The sequence below is a fragment of the Nocardia sp. NPDC060220 genome (assembly GCF_042727815.1).
Taxonomy (GTDB): Bacteria; Actinomycetota; Actinomycetes; order Mycobacteriales; family Mycobacteriaceae; genus Nocardia.
Genome location: NZ_JBHWZY010000034.1, coordinates 1 through 16791, shown reverse-complemented (window position 1 = coordinate 16791; position 16791 = coordinate 1). Strand labels below are relative to the sequence as shown.

At 67.9% G+C, this 16791-nt stretch carries 15 protein-coding genes; 6 read left to right on the top strand and 9 right to left on the bottom strand.

Features of this window, described 5'->3' with window-relative positions:
* A partial coding sequence (locus ACFWF3_RS03335; RefSeq protein ID WP_379312268.1) for a thioesterase domain-containing protein occupies positions 1-1187 on the top strand: 1187 nt, incomplete at its 5' end.
* Positions 1187-1960 (top strand): FkbM family methyltransferase, encoded by a 774-nt coding sequence (locus ACFWF3_RS03330; RefSeq protein WP_378991914.1) that lies wholly within the window; start codon positions 1187-1189, stop codon positions 1958-1960. The genes ACFWF3_RS03335 and ACFWF3_RS03330, both read left to right, overlap by 1 nt.
* Positions 1961-1991: 31 nt before the next feature.
* Here ACFWF3_RS03330 and ACFWF3_RS03325 read toward each other — a convergent pair whose 3' ends face one another.
* Positions 1992-2582, bottom strand: a complete 591-nt coding sequence (locus ACFWF3_RS03325; RefSeq protein ID WP_379312267.1) for a TetR/AcrR family transcriptional regulator — start codon at positions 2580-2582, stop codon at positions 1992-1994.
* Positions 2583-2643: 61 nt separating this feature from the next.
* Here ACFWF3_RS03325 and ACFWF3_RS03320 point away from each other — a divergent pair, with 61 nt between their 5' ends.
* Together ACFWF3_RS03320 and ACFWF3_RS03315 are read left to right on the top strand one after the other, a co-directional pair.
* A complete protein-coding gene (locus ACFWF3_RS03320; RefSeq protein ID WP_379312266.1) occupies positions 2644-4131 on the top strand; it encodes an ABC-F family ATP-binding cassette domain-containing protein in 1488 nt (495 codons plus the stop codon).
* Positions 4115-4969: a virginiamycin B lyase gene (locus ACFWF3_RS03315; RefSeq protein ID WP_379312265.1), complete on the top strand. Its 855-nt coding sequence runs from the start codon at positions 4115-4117 to the stop codon at positions 4967-4969. Before ACFWF3_RS03320 ends, ACFWF3_RS03315 begins: the two co-directional genes overlap by 17 nt.
* Before the next feature lie 19 nt (positions 4970-4988).
* Here ACFWF3_RS03315 and ACFWF3_RS03310 read toward each other — a convergent pair whose 3' ends face one another.
* The 3 genes from ACFWF3_RS03310 to ACFWF3_RS03300 all read right to left on the bottom strand — a co-directional run bounded on the left by ACFWF3_RS03310 (position 4989) and on the right by ACFWF3_RS03300 (position 7627).
* Positions 4989-6656, bottom strand: coding sequence for a VWA domain-containing protein (locus ACFWF3_RS03310; protein WP_379312264.1), 1668 nt, complete (start codon positions 6654-6656; stop codon positions 4989-4991).
* 177 nt (positions 6657-6833) lie between these two features.
* Positions 6834-7088: a WhiB family transcriptional regulator gene (locus ACFWF3_RS03305; RefSeq protein WP_378991918.1), complete on the bottom strand. Its 255-nt coding sequence runs from the start codon at positions 7086-7088 to the stop codon at positions 6834-6836.
* Complete coding sequence (locus ACFWF3_RS03300) at positions 7085-7627, bottom strand: HNH endonuclease (protein WP_379312263.1); 543 nt, start codon at positions 7625-7627, stop codon at positions 7085-7087. The genes ACFWF3_RS03305 and ACFWF3_RS03300 overlap by 4 nt, the downstream gene beginning before the upstream one ends.
* A 26-nt stretch (positions 7628-7653) precedes the next feature.
* Here ACFWF3_RS03300 and ACFWF3_RS03295 point away from each other — a divergent pair, with 26 nt between their 5' ends.
* A complete protein-coding gene (locus ACFWF3_RS03295) occupies positions 7654-7902 on the top strand; it encodes a hypothetical protein (protein ID WP_379312262.1) in 249 nt (82 codons plus the stop codon).
* Positions 7903-7957: 55 nt separating this feature from the next.
* Here ACFWF3_RS03295 and ACFWF3_RS03290 read toward each other — a convergent pair whose 3' ends face one another.
* From ACFWF3_RS03290 to ACFWF3_RS03270, 5 genes are read right to left on the bottom strand one after another with little or no spacing between them, the layout of a single operon-like run.
* Positions 7958-9511, bottom strand: coding sequence for a GMC family oxidoreductase (locus tag ACFWF3_RS03290; RefSeq protein ID WP_379312261.1), 1554 nt, complete (start codon positions 9509-9511; stop codon positions 7958-7960).
* Positions 9508-11022 carry an aldehyde dehydrogenase family protein gene (locus ACFWF3_RS03285; RefSeq protein WP_379312260.1) on the bottom strand — a complete coding sequence of 505 codons (1515 nt, stop codon included), beginning with the start codon at positions 11020-11022 and terminating at the stop codon, positions 9508-9510. The genes ACFWF3_RS03290 and ACFWF3_RS03285 overlap by 4 nt, the downstream gene beginning before the upstream one ends.
* 10 nt (positions 11023-11032) lie before the next feature.
* Positions 11033-13186, bottom strand: a complete 2154-nt coding sequence (betT, locus tag ACFWF3_RS03280) for a choline BCCT transporter BetT (RefSeq protein WP_379312259.1) — start codon at positions 13184-13186, stop codon at positions 11033-11035.
* 42 nt (positions 13187-13228) lie between these two features.
* Complete coding sequence (locus tag ACFWF3_RS03275) at positions 13229-14518, bottom strand: acyl-CoA dehydrogenase family protein (RefSeq protein WP_379312258.1); 1290 nt, start codon at positions 14516-14518, stop codon at positions 13229-13231.
* A gap of 2 nt (positions 14519-14520) precedes the next feature.
* On the bottom strand, positions 14521-15162 hold the full coding sequence (locus tag ACFWF3_RS03270; protein ID WP_379312257.1) for a TetR/AcrR family transcriptional regulator: 642 nt from the start codon (positions 15160-15162) through the stop codon (positions 14521-14523).
* Between the two features lie 234 nt (positions 15163-15396).
* Between ACFWF3_RS03270 and ACFWF3_RS03265 the strand changes: the two genes are divergently transcribed.
* Positions 15397-16791, top strand: a 1395-nt coding sequence (locus ACFWF3_RS03265) for a malate synthase G (protein ID WP_379312256.1), incomplete at its 3' end; no start/stop codon positions are given.

The following is a 16791-nucleotide window of genomic DNA, read 5'->3' as shown; positions in this document are numbered from 1 at the left end:
AACTGGACCCGGCGCGGGTTCGAGACACCGCCGCCGACCTGCTCACCGGGTACATGGTGCCCTCGGCCGTCGTGGTGCTCTCGACGCTGCCGGTGACAGTGAACGGCAAGCTCGATCGAAATGCCCTGCCCGCACCCGACTTCGGCCGTAACGAGGACGAATACGACGCGCCGCGCTCACCGTCGGAGATCGCGATCGCCGAGGTCTTCGCACGGACCCTGAACGTGGCCAGGGTCGGTGCCGGTGCCGGCTTCTTCGATCTGGGCGGCAACTCACTGCTCGCGACCATGGCGGTGGCCGAACTGCAGGGCCGCGGCGTGCAACTCGAACTGCCGTGGATGTTCGACGACGCGACACCGCGGGCTCTGGCGCGCAGGGTCGATGCGGCTGAGGGCGGTTCGGGCATGCAGGTGCTGCTGCCCTTGCGGCCCGCAGGCGATGCGACCCCACTGTTCGCGATCCACCCGGCGGGCGGGCTGGCCTGGTTCTACGGCGGACTCGTCGGGCATCTGCGCGGCGATCGGCCGGTGTTCGGCCTGCAGGACCCGCACGTCGTCGCCGCCGAGCCCCCGGCCACGTCGATCGATGAGCTCGCGCACCGCTATGTCGACGAGATCCGCCGGACCCAGCCGAACGGTCCGTACCACCTGCTCGGCTGGTCGCTGGGCGGCCAGATCGCCCACGTGGTGGCGACACTGTTGCAGGAACAGGGCGAACAGGTCGCGCTGCTGGCCATGATGGACAGCGCGGTCGGTGCGCCACCGATCACTCCCGACACCGATGTCGCGCCGGGGGAGCTGATGGCCGACCTGCTCGGTGGCTGGCGGGAACTGTTCGACCTCGGCGACACCGTCACCGCGAGCACCACCGAGCAGGCCTGGCAGGTGATCCGCGATCAGATCACCGGTACCGGCCTGTTCGGCGCCGACCAGGTCGACCGGGTGATGGAGAGTTTCTCCACCGCAGGCGAACTCGTCGGCGACTATCACCCGCGGATCTTCGACGGCGACCTGATCTTCTTCACCGCGGGCAAAGACCGCGACGACACCGAGGCCGTCGCGCAGACGTGGCAACCGCACATCACCGGCCGTATCCACAACACTGTGCTCGACGCTCGCCATCTCGAGCTGACCCACCCGTCCGCGCTGGCCGTGATCGGCCCGATCCTCGAAGGATTCATGATCTGATGACGACACAGCAGCAACTGCGCCTCGACGACGGCCGTACCGTCACCTGCACCAGCCCCGCCGAAGCGCGCATGCTCTGGAACGAAATGATCGCCGACGGGTACTACCGCCAGGCTGCCGCGACCCTGCGTCCCGGTGACCTCGCGGTCGACATCGGCGCCAATATCGGACTCAGCGCGATGATGTTCGCCGAAACGCTCCCCGGTGTCCGCGTGATCGCCGCCGAACCCGCTCCCGCTATCTTCGACTGCCTGCACCGCAATATGGCAGCCCATGTGCCAGGCGGTGTTGCCCTCGAGGTCGCGGTGGGCGCCGCACCCGGTGTGCTGCCGTTTACCTGGTACCCCCGCGCCACCGCGAACTCGAGTCTGTATGCCGACCGTGAAGCCGATGACGATGCGACGAAGACCTTCCTGCGCAACAGTGGCCTGCCCGACGACGCGATCAGCCTCATCACCCGCGGCCTGCACGACGGGGAGCAGATCGATGTCGAGGTCACCACGGTGTCGGCGATCCTTGCGCAGGAAGATCCGGTCGCCGAGATCGGCGTACTGAAGATCGACGTCGAGCGCGCCGAATTCGATGTCCTGCTCGGCATCACCGAATCCGACTGGCCGCGCATCCGCGCCGTCGTCGCCGAGGTGCACGACCGCGACGGCCGCCTCGCCGAATTCTGCGAGGTCCTCAACCTCCACGGACTCACCTCGCGTATCAGGCAGGACCCGTCGCTGGCAGGCACCGAACTGCACGAGGTGTATGCCGTGCGAGCCTGATGGCACGGGTCGTACTGTCGCGCAAGCTGATTCAGGAGCCGATCGGTGTTCTCGCCAGCGCGGCGGCCACGTCGGCGGCTCGGCGCGCCTGGTCGGCAGTGACGGGTTCGTGGGTGATGAACAGCCGGTGGAACAGTGGTGCGACCGCGAGCCGGATGATCTCGGCGGCGTCGACCTCCGGGTCGACTTCACCGCGCGCGACCGCCCGCGCCACGATCGCCGCCGCCTCGTCGTGTCTCGCCGCGTAGAAGCCGCGCAGCGCGTCGGCGGCCTCGGGATGTTGCATCCCCGCTGCGATGAAAGCTGTTGCCAGCGAGCCTGATTCGGGATCGGCGAAGCCCTGTCGGAGCAATTCGGTCAGCGCACGGAGATCTCCGGTGAGGGTGCCCGTATCGGGGATCGGCCATGGCTGTTGCGAGGCGCGCTCGAGCGCGTCGGCGACGAGCCCCTCCGGGCCGCGCCAGCGCCGATAGACGGTGGTCTTGTGCACTCCGGCGCGCTGAGCGACAGCTTCCATGCTCAGGTCCTGGTAGCCCCGCTCGGCGAGTTCGTCCGCCGTCGCGTCGAGAACGGCTTCCCTGACTCGGGCGCTGCGTCCGCCGGGGCGTCGTTGTGGTTCCAAAAACAACTCCTGTTGCGTTAGCTGTCGCGGTTTTGTACAGTTAAAGCTACACGAGTAGCGATTGGAGCACTGTTTGACCACTCAACTGTCCCTGCGCGGAGTCTCGAAGTCCTATGCGGACCGGCCCGTGCTCGACACCATCTCGGCCTCGATCCGGCCCGGTGAACGCGTCGGCATCGTCGGCGAGAACGGCGCAGGCAAATCGACGCTGCTCGACCTGCTCGCCGGGCTCGCTCGACCCGACGCGGGCACGATCACCGTCACCGCCGAGGGCGGGATCGGCCACCTCGCGCAAACACTGCCCGGCGACACAGTCGGTGCGGCCATCGAACTGGCGCTGGCCGAACTGCGCGAACTCGAGGCAGGCATGCAAGCCGCCGCCGAAGCGCAGGACATGGACCGCTACGGCGCGCTGCTCGCCCGTTTCGAGGCGCGCGACGGCTACGCCGCCGATGCCAGGGTGGACGCGTCGATGCACGGACTCGGAGTGGCGGGTATCGGCCGTGACCGACCCCTCGACAGCCTGTCCGGCGGAGAACGGGCCCGCCTCGGGCTGGCCTGCCTGCTCGCTGCCTCGCCGGAGGTGCTCCTGCTCGACGAACCGACCAACCACCTCGACGACGCCGCGCTCACCTGGCTGGAACACCGCCTGCGCACCCATCAGGGCACCGTCGTGCTGGTCTCGCACGACCGGACCTTCCTCGATCGGGTGGTCACCGCGGTGCTCGAGGTCGCCGACGGCGCGTTGACCCGCTTCGGCGGCGGCTACACCGGATTCCTGACGGCGAAGGCGGCCGCGCGCATTCGCTGGGAACAGGCCTATGCGCAGTGGCGCAGCGAGATCGGGCGGCTCGAGGAGTTCGCCACGAGCACTGCCCAGCAGGTCGCGCCGGGTCGCGCGATGACCGACAACAACAAGATGGCCTACGACCGCAATGCCGGGCGGGTGCAGAGCTCGGTCGCGTCGCGGGTGCGCAATACGGCCGAGCGCCTGCGCCGGCTGCGCGAGGAGCCGGTGCCGCGACCACCCGAACCGTTGCGGTTCCGCGGCCGATTCACGGCAGGCAGCGGCGTGGAGTTCCACCTCGGCGCGCTGACGCTCGGCCCGCGCGAGCGGCTGCTGATCCACGGACCCAACGGTTCGGGCAAGTCGACACTGCTCGACGCGATCCACGCGGCAGCACCGGGACGCATCGGCTACCTGCGCCAGGACGAGCGCTTCGATCCGGCCCGAAGTGTCACCGACACCTACGGATTCGGGCGCGATTCATTGCTGGCGACAGGGCTGTTCGCCCCCGAACTGCTCGATCGTGAGGTCGGTACCCTCTCGGAAGGTCAGCGGCGCAGGCTCGCGCTGGCCGGTGTGCTCGCCGGTGAACACGACCTGTTGCTGTTGGACGAGCCGACCAACCACCTGTCGCTGACCTTGGTCGAGGAAGTCGAACGCGCGCTGAGCGAGTATCGGGGTGCGGTGGTCGTGGTGTCGCACGACCGGGCGCTGCGCCGTCGTTTCCGCGGAATACAGAAGGGAATTGAGGACTTTGGCTGAGATCGTGGAAGTGATCGACGTACCCGGCGCTCCGTACGGGATCACTGTCGGGCCCGACGGGGCGCTGTGGTTCACGCTGGTGACGCAGGGTGTGATCGGACGTTGCGCGGAGGGGATCGTGCGCTCCTATCCGCTCGAGCAGTCCGACGGGCAACCGACAGTGATCGTCGCCGGTTCCGATAATGACCTGTGGTTCACCGAGTTCCAGGGTGGTCGGCTCGGGCGGATCACCGTCGACGGTGTGGTAACGAGCCTGTCCGTGGAAGGTCCCTACGGTGCGTGCGCCGGGCCGGACGGAGCGCTCTGGTTCACCGAATTACAGGCGGGTCGGGTCGGGCGACTGGCCGCGGACGGCAACCTCACCCGCGTCGAGGTCGACGGTATGCCCTCGATGGTCACGTCCGGGCCCGATGGGGCGCTGTGGCTCACGGTGAACCAGGGCAATGCGATCGCCCGCGTCGACACCGACCTCGCGCTACGCGTCTACCCGATCCCCACGCCCGCGGCCGCGCCGGTCGGCATCACCGCGGGCCCCGACGACGCACTGTGGTTCACCGAAATCGGCGCGGGTGCGATCGGGCGCATCGACCTCGACGGCACCGTCGCCGAATTCGCGCTCCCGGCGACCGACGCCCGCCCGCACGCGATCGTGGCAGGCCCCGACGGTGCGCTGTGGTTCACCGAGTGGGCGAGCTGCCGTCTCGGCCGGATCACCACCGACGGCACGATCACTCATCTCGACCTACCGGGCGCCGAACCGCACGGACTCACCGTCGACGCTGCCGGTGACCTCTGGGTAGCGATGGAATCCGGTGCACTGGTGCGGGTTTCCCTGTAGCTGCCTCCGTGCCGGTGACCTACGGCGTGGTCAGCGCCTTGACGACCGCGGTGCCGAAGCCGAGGTCGTTGCTCGTCGGCATGCGGGTGTAGGTCCCGCCGGTCTGGTCGGCGAGGGTCTGCAGGGTTTGGGTGCCCTGGCCGCCGACCACGACGATGTCGATGCGAATGGGCTTGCCCGACTCGGTCGCCGCGGTGATCTCGTCGACCAGCGCGGTGCCGGTCAGCGTCGAATCGTCGTCGGGACCGTCGGTGATCAGCAGAATCGAATTCGTGCGACCGGGGGAGTAACCGGCCACCGCCGCGCGGTAGGCGGCGAGCAGGCTCGGGTAGGCCTGATCCGCGGCGAGCTGGCTCGGCTTCACCGCGGTGACCGCCGAGCCGACCGCATTGCGCTGGGAATCGGTGAGCAGCTCGGTGGCTGCCTGCACCTTGTACGGGGTGGTGCCGTCGAGGTTCTTGCCGAACGTCCACAGGCCGAGCCCGAAGTCGGGCGGCATCACCTGCAGGGTGGAGGCGACCGCGGCAATCGCGTTCGACAGCCGGGTGGTCGAGCCCTCGGCGGTACCCATCGACGACGACACGTCGAGCAGGACCGTCGCGTTCACCCCGAGCACCGGATTGGCCAGCGTCGACTGCACCTTCTCCAGTGCCGCGCGCGGCGGATTCGCCGGTGCCGAACCGATGGCGGGCCCGAAGCCCTCGGTGGCGAGCGCACCCGCCTGCTCCGGGGCCCGCAGGAAGTCGATGAATCGTGACGCGATCAGATTCTGGGTCTTGTCGACCCACGGACCCGACATCAGCGCGGCGGGATAATCGGCCAGCGGCGCGCTGCCGACCGGCCGGAACGCGGTGAGACCGTCGGTGCCGAGCTGCTGCTGGGTCGCGGCGACCGCGTGCACATCGTCGTCGAGGGGATTCGCGCTGATCTCCGACATGGCGGTCATCAGGTCGGCCGGTGCCTGCGCGCCGGCGGCGAGCCCGGAGATCGCGGCGACGACCTGACCCGACTTGGCGGCCTGCTCGGTCAACGGTTCGGTGCCCGAGATCGCCGCGCCGATGGACGCGGCGGCGGCGGTCGTGGCGTCACCGGCGGGCAGTGCCATGTGCAGCCCGCCCCAGCCGGACAGGCCGACCTCGTCGAGTGAGCCCTGCTGCAGTCGTGGCAGGTCGGCCCAGGAGATCTGGTGCTGTTCGAGCGCTTGACGCAGGGCATCGGGCACGGCGAGCACGATCGGGCTGGTGGCGATCGAGGCGGGTGTGCCCTCGATCAGACCCGGCACCCGAACCAGCTCGATCGACCGGCTCGAATCGGCGATCCACAGCCCCGGCTGCGGACCGAGACCCGGATCCCATTTCGTGGTGTCGGCGAGACCGGCGACCAGCGCGCTCGACGGGCGGGCCGACACCTTCACCTGCGCGCAGTGGTCACGCACCCGAGGCTTGGTCGCGTTGAACCGGTCGGCCGCGGCACGCACCGGGCCCGAGATCGCCGGATCGACGGTGACGTCGAGCTGTGAGGCCCCCTCGACGCACTCGGCGGCGGCCGCGACATCGGTGGTCGCCGCACGATCGCTGAGCTGGACCCAGGCGAAGACGGCGACGATCACCAGCACGATTGCCGATGCCGCGATAACCGGACCCTTGCTGATACTTCGAGAACTGGTCCCGTTGCGATGCGTACCCACGCGGCAAGTTTAAGGACACCGCGCGCAACCGCAGCACAGCGCATACCGGTGCGCATCGCCGCAGGTCACAGCATGTGGCAAGAGTGGTCAGCCTCGGTCGAGGCAGCGCATGCAACCGTGCAGGTGCGTGCCGGATGCGCAGAGCCGGGTGCCACAGCGGACACCCGGCGCTGCCGGTCACGCGCGAATCACGCGGCCGCGATCGTATTCACGACCACCCCACACCCCTGACTGACCCGTCTGCGCCGCGTACTCGGCGCACCCCGCGAGCAACGGGCACCCGGCGCAGATCTTGCGGGCGTAGTCGAAGTCCTGCGACGGGTAGGGAAACCACGCCTCGTGGTTGGGGTCACCACGGCAGGCGGCGCGGTGCCATTGCCCCGAATCGGACAGGGTCAGCAGTTCGGTCAGTGCGAGGTCGGTGGTGGTCACGGCGCGTACTCCTTCCAGATCCGGCGCTGCTTGCGAGCGAGCGGGTCGGGAGCCTTGGGCTCCCACAGCAGCCGCATCCCCGCCTCTTCCGGGGTGCGGTCGGCCTTGCCTGAATTGCACGGTGCGCAACAGGCGACGAGATTGCTCCAGGTGTTCGGTCCGCCCCGGCTGCGGGGGCGGATGTGGTCGACGGTGTGCGCCCAGTCGGCGCAGTAGCCGCAGCGGTGCTTGTCGCGACGCAACACGCCGGCCAGGGTGGCGCGGCTGTCGTCACCGATCGGCGTGACGTGCGCCAGGTAGACGTAGCGCACCAGCCGGATCGTCTCGGGCAACGCGATGACCAGATGCTGCGAGCGGATCGGGAACCGGGGTGCCCGCTCGATCACGGTCTCGGCGGCGCCGCTGATCAGCAAGGTCACGGCCCGATCGGCGGTGATCTCGTCGAGGGCCTCGTAGCTGGCATTGAGCACGAGCACCCTCGTGTGTATCCAGGTGTCGGGAGCGGGCGCCGTCGGGTCGACGGCATGACGAATCAGCATGGGAATCACCATGTTTCGAGAGAAGTGTGAACGTCGGAAGCGGAGGCGGGTCGGGCCCGTCAGGCCACGATCAGGAAACGGCCGGAGCCATCGATATCCAGGCGCATCGCGCGATGGACCGAATTCACGCGGCGATTGGTCTTATCCGATTCTCGCTGTGGCGCTTGCTGTTTCACGGCCGTCTCCTCCTCTCGATGCTGCTCGTCGGTTCCTCGCCCGATGCGAATCACCTGCGTGAAATCATGGTGGCACACCGTGTCCGAAATGTCGGCTGATTTATTTCGGGGCACAGAGTTCTGCTGCGCGGGGACGGGCCGGTCCTCGGCTGACCTACGTCCGATCGGCGGCGACCAGTTCGGCGCAGCGTTCGCCGACGAGCATCACGGTGATATTCGGATTGACCGTGGTGTGCGCGGGGAACACCGAGGCGTCGGCGACGCGCAGACCCTCGACGCCCTTGACCCGCAGCTCGGGGTCGAGGGGACTCATCGGGTCGTCGACCGCGCCCATGCGGACCGTGCCGACGGGGTGGTAGACGGTGTTGTGGGTTCGGCGGACGTAGTCGGCCAGTTCGGCGTCGGTCTGCGCCTCCGGCCCCGGATACAGCTCACGCGCCACCCAATCCGACAGCGGTGCGGTCGCGGCGATCTCGCGCGCCTTGCGCAGACCGGCGATCATCACGCGCATATCGTGACCGTCGGGGTCGGTGAAGTAGCGCGGGTCGACCTTCGGCTTGTCCCGGAAATCGCGCGAGCGCAAGCGCACCGTGCCGCGTGAGCGGGCATGGGTGACGTTCGGCGTCAGGCAGAAGGTGTTCTCGGCGGTCGGATACCCCTGCCGCAGTGTGTGCATGTCGAAAGGCACACTGCCGTAGTGCATCATCAGGTCCGGCCGGTCGAGGCCGTCCTCGGTCGGGGTGAAGATACCCGCTTCCCACCACTGGGTGGAGCTGTCCACCATCGGTCGCGTCGTCTCGAAACCGATCACACCCTCCGGGTGGTCCTGCAGGTTCGCGCCGACACCGGGCGAGTCGACGACCACCTCGATGCCGTTCTCGCGCAGGTGAACTGTAGGCCCGATGCCCGAGAGCATGAGCAGCTTCGGCGAGTCGATGGCGCCGGCGGAGACGATCACCTCACGGTTCGCCGTGATCCGGGTGGTGCGACCGAACGCGTTGTCGGTAATGTCGACCCCGACGGCCCGCCCGTTCTCGATCACGATCTTCTTGGCCCACGCGCCGGTCCGGATGGTGAGGTTCGGCCGGTCGAGATGAGGGTGCAGATAGCTCACCGACGACGACGAGCGCGTTCCGTCGGTTCGCCGGTTGATCTGAAAGAAGTTGGCGCCGTTCACGACTGTGCGTCCCGCGTTGAACTCGGCGCGCGGGATACCGACCGCCTCGCAGGCGTCGAGCAAGGCGACACCACACGGATCGTGCGGCGGCACCGTCATGATGTGCACCGGGCCGCCGCGGCCGTGGTGCTCGCCGGGGGCGTCGTTGGTCTCGATCCGCGGGTACAGCCGATACACCGAGTCCGCACCCCACCCGGTAGCGCCGTGCTCGCGTTCCCAGGAATCCAGATCCTCGCGCGGAGCCCAGAACGCGATGCAGCTGTTGTGCGAGGAGCAGCCACCGAGCACCTTGGCACGGGCGTGGCGCATGAACGAATTGCCGTTCTCCTGCGGCTCGATCGGGTAGTCCCAGTCGTAGCCCGATTCCAGTAGCTCCATCCAGCGATCGAGTCGCAGGACGGCAGGGTCGTCGACATCGGACGGTCCCGCCTCGAGCAGACAGACGGTCACCGACGGGTCTTCCGACAACCGTGCCGCGGCGGCCGCTCCCGCGGAACCGCCGCCGACGATCACGTAATCGTATGTGGTCACCGCTGTTCCTCCCGATCGGCGAACCAGCCGGTGACGCCCGGCCGGAGATTCTCGTAGACGTGCTTGGCCTCGCGATACTCGTGCAGGCCGGACGGACCGAGCTCGCGCCCGACACCCGAGCGGCCGAAACCGCCCCACTCGGCCTGCGGCAGGTACGGCCCGAAGTCGTTGACCCACACCGTGCCGTGCCGCAGCCGGGCGGCGACGCGGCGGGCGCGTGCGGCGTCACCGGACCAGACCGCGCCCGCGAGCCCGTATTCGGTGTCGTTGGCGATGGCGACGGCCTCGTCTTCGGTGGTGAAGGTCTCCACGGTCACGGTGGGCCCGAACGCCTCGTCGTGCACACACGCCATTGCGCGGGTGGCGTCGTCGATGACGGTCGGCAGGTAGAACCACCCGTTGTCGAGGTTTCCGGAGCCTCGGTCACCGGTGGCGAACGCGCCACCGGTGCGGATGACGGCACCCTCGGCGCGGGCCTGCTCGACGTAGGCGTTCACCTTGTCGCGGTGGGCGGCCGAGATCAGCGGCCCGGTTTCGGTCCCCTCGGCGAAGGGCAAGCCGAGCCGGATCTGCTCTGCGCGGCGCACCAACTCGTCGACGAAACGGTCGTGTGCCGATTCCTCGACGACCAGGCGCGCGCCCGCCGAACACACTTGACCGGAGTGCAGGAAGGCCGCGTTCAGTGCGTTGTCGACGCTGGCGGCCAGCCGTTCGTCGGTGTCGCAGGCGTCGGCGAAGACGACATTCGGGTTCTTGCCGCCCAGCTCGAGTGCCACTTTCTTGACCGTGGCGGCCGCCTCGCGCGCGATGATCTTGCCGGTGGCGAGCCCGCCGGTGAACGAGACCAGGTCGACATCGGGATGTTCGGACAGCGGCGCACCCGCGGTGGCGCCCGCCCCGAGCACAAGATTGGCCACCCCGGCGGGCACGCCGAGGTCATCGAGCACCGACATCAGCAGAATCGCGGTGTGGGGAGTCAGTTCAGCCGGTTTGAGCACGAACGTATTGCCTGCCGCCAACGCCGGGGCGACCTTCCAGGCCGCCTGCAACAGCGGGTAGTTCCACGGCGTGATCAACCCGCAGACCCCGACCGGTTCGTAGACGATGCGGGAGTCGATGTCGGGGGAGCCCGCGTCGACGATCCGGCCCGCGTCGTCGGCGGCGAGCTTGCCGAAATACCGGAAGCAGTTCGCGATGTCGGACATGTCGATGTCGGACTCGTAGGGGCGCTTGCCGGTGTCGAGGGTCTCGGCGCGCACGAACTCGTCTCGTCGCGCGTCGATCGCGTCGGCGACCCGCAGCAGCAGGTCGCCCCGCTCGGCGGCGCCGGTGCGGCGCCACGGGCCTTCGTCGAAGGCCCGCCGGGCCGCGATGATCGCGGCGACCGTGTCGTCGCGGCCGGCCTCGGCGACGACCCCGACGAGGGAATCGTCTGCCGGGCAGCGGATTTCGCGCGTCTGCCCGGACGCTGACGGTCGCCAGGAACCGTCGATATAGAGAGTGTCGCTCATGCTGATCCCTTCACAGTTCGCGGTCGGTGCTGTCGACGTCGCCGGATTCGGGCTCGTGGTGATCGCCCGCCGCGCGGCGCAGGTGCAGATAGCCGAGGTGGCGTTCGTACTGGTCGAGAATGTCACCGATGATCTGCTCGCGGCTGTAGCCGTTGAGCGAGTAGCCCTGCGACCCCTCGGCCAGGTAGACCTCGCAGCGGAAGTAGCGATCCCCGGACCGTTGCGCGAGCACGGCATAGGTCGGGGCCGGTGCCGAGACCGGCCAGATGCCGTACTCGAACCGGGGCTCACTGGCCTGATCGACCAGCAGGCGCGGGGACGGCAGACCCTCGTTGGACTGGGAATCGTCGATGGTCGCCGTCATACCCATGTGCTCGAACTCCGCGGCGACATCGTGCATCGCCGGATCGACGGTGCCGCTGATGAATTTGCGGGTGGCCGCGGGCCCCGGGTAGTTGATGGTCGAGAGCAACCGGCGACGCCAACTGCTGAGTTCGGCCGGTCCACGGCCCGCGGCGAAAGCCTTGGGCAACGAGGTGCGGTAGCTGTCGAGTTTGAACGACTCGTTGCGGACAGCGCGCAGCAGCGCGATGCCGATCAGCGCCAACACGAACGAGAACGGCAACCCCATGATGATGGTGGCGTTCTGCAGGGTCGTGATGGACCCGCCCGCACCGGCGAACAGCATCGACAGGGTGAGCACCCCGATCGCGGCCGACCAGAAGATGCGGGTGCCGGTGGCACAGTCGGCCATCGGATCGGGGAGCTTCGAGGTGAAATTGCCCATGACCAGCGACCCGGAATCGGCGGTGGTCACATAGAAGAGCAGCCCGGTGATGGTCGCGACGCCGAGCAACAGCGTCGCGCCGGGATATTTCTCGAGCAGCGAGTAGAAGCCGAGTTCGGCTCGGTCCGCGGTCTTCTCGGCGAAGGCTCGGTCGTCCCTGGCGGCCTCGAGCGCGCTGTTGCCGAAGATCGAGATCCACATCAGGGTGAAGCTGAACGGCACGACGAGCACGCCGAAGATGAACTCGCGCAGCGTGCGTCCGCGCGAGATGCGCGCGAGGAACAGGCCGACGAACGGTGCCCAGGCCACCCACCACGCCCAGAAGAACAACGTCCAGCTGTCCAGCCAGGTCGACGGCGCGTTCGCCGTCTCGGGGTTGCGCTCCCAGGCGAAAGTGTCGAGGGTCCGGTCGGGGAAGGTCGACAGGTAGTCGCCCGCGTTCTGGGCCAGGCCGTTGAGCAGGAAATCGGTGTTGCCCGCCACCAGGATGTAGATCAGCAGCGCGATCGCCATGATGACATTGAGCTCCGACAATCGCCGGATGCCCTTGTCGACGCCGGTGGTAGCGGAGATCGTGGTGATGGCCACCGACAGTGCGATCAGCCCGATCTGGGCGGCCTTGCCCTGGGGGATCCCGAACATCTGGTGCAGTCCGTAATTGAGCTGGACGATGCCGATGCCCAGCGAGGTGGCGATGCCGAAGATGGTGCCGAGCACCGCGGCCACATCGATCGCGTCGCCCCACCGGCCGTGTACGCGCTTGCCGAAGATCGGATAGAGCGCGGCACGGATCGTCAGCGGCAGGTTGTGGCGAAACGCGAAGTAGGCGAGTGCGCCGCCCATCAGCGCGTACATCGCCCAACCGGTGATGCCGTAGTGGAAGATCGTCCAGGCCACCGCGTTGCGGGCCGTTTCGTTGGTGCCCGGCTCACCCAGCGGGGGACGCAGGTAGTTGTAGACGGGCTCGGCGACCGAGAAGAACATCAGGTCGATGCCGATACCCGCCGCGAACAGCATCGACGTCCAGGAGAACAGGCTGTACTCCGGCCGTGACTCCTCCGGTCCCAGCCGGTAGCGGCCGTACCGGCTGGCGCCGAGGAAAACGACGAGGCCGAGGATGGCCGTGGCGAGCACGAAGTACCACCAGCCGAACCAGGTGGTGGTGAACGTCTTGACCTCGCCGACGATGGTCTCGGCGCTCGACGGTGAGGCCAGTGCCCAGATCCCGAAGGCCAGCACGGTGCCCGCGGCGATGAGGAACACCGGCTTGTTGACCGAACGACGATTCGCGACCGGATGTGCCGGGACCGCTTCGTCCTCGGTCCCGGCAGGTGATCGTTGCGTGCCGTTGTCCCCGGGATTGCTGACACCACCCATGCGAGGCAGGCTAGTTCGTGCCTACCCCGCGATCGGGGACCTTCAGTGGTTGCCGACCTCGTGTTCGAGCCTGCGCGCCACCAGATCGCGGGCTTGTTCGCGCAGTGCCGGCCGGTAGCCACTCGGATACACCGGATCTCCCGGCGCGTAGTTCTTGAGCACTTCCTTGGCGAGAGTGATCTTGTGCACCTCGGTCGGGCCGTCGGCGATGGCCATGACCTCGGCGTAGGTGGTCATGTCGAGGAAGGGTAGGTCGGTGCTCACGCCCATCGCGCCGTGTAGATGCAGTGCGCGGCGGGCGATGTCGTTCATGACGGTCGGCATGGCGATCTTGATGGCGGCGATGTCCTTGCGGACGGCGCGATAGTCCTGGGCCTGGTCGATGCGCCACGCGGTGCGCAGGACCAGCAGGCGGAACTGTTCCATCTGGATCCAGCTGTCGGCGATGCGCTCCTGGGTCATCTGGAAGCCGCCGACGACACCTCTGCGGGCCGGGCGCGACACCGCGCGCTCACACATCATGTCGAAGGCCTTGCGTACCAACGCGACCGTGCGCATCGCGTGATGCACGCGTCCGCCGCCGAGCCGGGTCTGCGCGACGATGAACCCCGCGCCTTCCGCGCCGAGCAGATGATCGGCGGGCACCCGGACATCGGTGAATCGCAGATGCCCTTCGTGTTCGCTGAACCCGGGCACGGTGAAGTTGCGCACCAGCTCGAGACCGGGCGCATCGGCGGGCACGATGAACATCGACAACCGCTGGTGCGGTTCGGCTTCGGGGTCGGTCACGACCATCACGATGTGGAAGGTGGCGAATTCGGCGGCGGAGTTGAACCACTTCTCGCCGTTGATGACCCACTCGTCACCGTCGCGCACCGCGGTGGTGCGGAACGCGGTCGGGTCGGAGCCGCCGGTGGGCTCGGTCATCGCGTAGCAGGAGCCGATCTCGCCGTCGAGCAACGGCTGCAGGTACTTCGCCTTCTGCTCCTCGGTGCCGAAGTGCGCCAGGATCTCGGCATTGCCCGAATCCGGTGCCTGACAACCGAAGACGAGCGGCGCCCACATCGAGGTACCGAGCACTTCGTTGAGCAGTGCCAGCTTGAGCTGGCCGAAACCGGGACCACCGAGCTCGGGACCGAGATGGCAGGCCCACAGGCCCTGATCCTTGACCTGCTGCTGCAGCGGCCGCATCAGCGCCCGGATCTCGGGGTCGGCGCGGTCGTAGGGGTTGGGGTAGAGCAGATCCAGGGGCTCGACCTCGGTGCGAACGAACTCCGCTACCCAGTCGAGCTTGCGCTGGTACTCCGGATCGGTCTCGAAATCCCAAGCCATGGTCAGCCTTTCGTGTTGTCGCCCGTGGCGCGCAGCCCGGACAGGACGGTGTCGGTGAGGATGTCGGCGATCTCGGCGGGGGAATGGGAGCCGCGCTCGCGGTACCAGTAGCCCAGGGAGTTGAGCATGCCGAGCATGCCGTTGGTGACGATGTGGTCGGCGGTGCGTAGTTGACCGGCCGCGTGGCCCGCGTCGATCACGTCTTGCCAGTGGCGCTGCAGCCGATCGCGCAGTTGCTGGAGCACGACCGCGTGTTCGTGGGTGAGTGCGTCGGCGTCACGCAGGTGCACGGCCACCGCGCGCCGATGGGTGACGATCAGCTCGACGTGACTGCGAATCAGCAGGCGCAGGGTCTGGACGGGGTCGGCATCGGCCTCGATGATGCGTTCGGCGTCGGCGAGCAGCAGCCGGGTGTAGTCGCGCAGGATCGCCCACAGCAGGTCTTCCTTGGAACCGATGTGGTAGTACAGCGCACCCCGCTGGACGTCGGCTTTCGCGCCGATCTCGGCCACACCCGTGGCGTGGAATCCGCGTTCGGCGAACAGCTCGAGCGCGGCGTCGTGGATCCGCTCGCGGGTGTCGGCGCGCTCGGTGGCACGAGGGCGTCCGCGACGGCGCACGGGCGATACCGGTTCGGTGGTCACGGCGCCTCCGTTCGGTCCGGCACGCGACTTAATGTTCCGATCAGTACATTAATTGCCCGCGCACCTACAATCAAGGGGTGACCCGCCGCGCCCACGCCTCCGACCTCGGTGGCTCGGCGTGGCGGAATGGACGGAGGCCCCAGGGCGTTCGAACCCACACGAGGTGTCACCTCTACCCACGGGTAACATGACATCGACTTTTCCCACCCGGTTTTCACCAAAGTGAGGCAGTAGATGACAGAGCGGATTCAGGTCGGCGGGCTCCAGGTGGCGAGCGTTCTTCACGATTTCATCGAGAACGAGGCGCTCCCCGGTACCGGCGTAGATTCCGCCGCGTTCTGGGCCGGTGCCGAGCAGATCATCAACGACCTCGCCCCGCGTAACCGCGCTCTGCTCGCTGAGCGCGACGAGTTCCAGGGCAAGCTCGACGCTTGGCACGGCGAGAACCCGGGCACCGGCTACGACAAGGCCGCCTACAAGCAGTTCCTGACCGAGATCGGCTACCTCAAGCCGGAGCCGGCCGCGTTCCAGATCGCCACCGAAAACGTCGACACCGAGATCGCCACCACCGCGGGCCCGCAGCTCGTGGTGCCGGTGATGAACGCGCGCTTCGCGATCAACGCCGCCAACGCGCGGTGGGGCTCGCTCTACGACGCGCTCTACGGCACCGACGCCATCCCCGAGGCCAACGGCGCGGAGAAGGGCAGCGGCTACAACCGCGTGCGCGGCGACAAGGTCATCGAGTGGGGCCGCAACTTCCTCGACGACGCGGTCACCCTGATCACCGGTTCGCACCTCGGCTCGGCGTACTACAAGATCGTCGACGGCGAGCTCGAGATCGGTCTGGAAGACGGCACCGACATCGGCCTGGCCGATCCGTCGCAGCTCGTCGGCTACCTCGGCGACCCTGAGGCCCCGACCTCGATCCTGCTCAAGCACAACGGGCTGCACATCGAGATCCAGGTCGACGCCACCTCGCCGATCGGCTCCACCGACACCGCCGGTGTCAAGGACATCGTCCTCGAGTCCGCGCTCACCACGATCATGGACTTCGAGGACTCGGTCGCCGCGGTCGACGCCGACGACAAGGTCGTCTGTTACCGCAACTGGCTCGGCCTGATGAAGGGCGACCTGGCCGAGGAAGTCTCCAAGGGCGGCAAGACCTTCACCCGCACCATGAACCCCGACCGCGTGTTCACCGCGCTCGACGGTTCCGAGCTGGTCCTGCACGGTCGTTCGCTGCTGTTCGTGCGCAACGTGGGTCACCTGATGACCTCCGACGCGATCATCGACGCCGAGGGCAACGAGGTCGGCGAGGGCATCCTGGACGGCCTGATCACCTCGCTGATCGCCGTGCACTCGCTCAACGGTGACAACACTCGTCTCAACTCGCGCACCGGCTCGGTCTACATCGTGAAGCCGAAGATGCACGGCCCCGACGAGGCCGCGTTCACCAACGAGCTGTTCGGCCGGATCGAGGACGTCCTCGGCCTGACCCGCAACACCCTCAAGGTCGGCATCATGGACGAGGAGCGCCGCACCACGGTCAACCTCGCCGCGTCGATCGAGGCCGCCAAGGACCGCGTGGTGTTCATCAACACCGGCTTCCTCGACCGCACCGGCGACGAG